Origin of the sequence: Saccharothrix sp. ST-888, assembly GCF_000955975.1 — a bacterium.
In the GTDB taxonomy this organism is placed as follows: domain Bacteria; phylum Actinomycetota; class Actinomycetes; order Streptomycetales; family Streptomycetaceae; genus Kitasatospora.
Map to the genome: position 1 here is coordinate 1 of NZ_JYJF01000699.1, position 335 is coordinate 335.

At 69.9% G+C, this 335-nt stretch carries 1 protein-coding gene; it reads right to left on the bottom strand.

Annotated elements, in window-relative coordinates; translation table 11 throughout:
* Positions 1-14 precede the first annotated feature (14 nt).
* The coding region (locus UK12_RS34270; RefSeq protein ID WP_045307132.1) for a phosphoribosylaminoimidazolesuccinocarboxamide synthase at positions 15-335 on the bottom strand (321 nt) is incomplete at its 5' end.

Below are 335 nucleotides of genomic sequence, written 5' to 3' on the forward strand. Positions count from 1 at the left end.
CGATGCTCAACGTCTTATCCGACTGCCCTACCGTGTGCAGAGCCGGCCAGGTACCGGCCGGCGACCTCAAGCTGACGTGGGTGCGGGGCGTGCGCACCTGCGCGCCGTAGACCGTGTCGGCGGAGTAGCTGGCGCGCGTGGACCCCACGATCCTGGCGGGCGGTACAGAAGCCGGACGAGTCGGAGATTAGCACCTCGTCGCCGATCACAAGTGCTCCGTCCAGCAGGCCGACCTCGAACTTGGTGTCGGCCAGGATGATCCCGCGGTCGCGGGCGATGTCCCGGGCCAGCGAGTAGACGGCCGGCGTGGTCTGCCGCGGGGTGGCGGCCAGCTG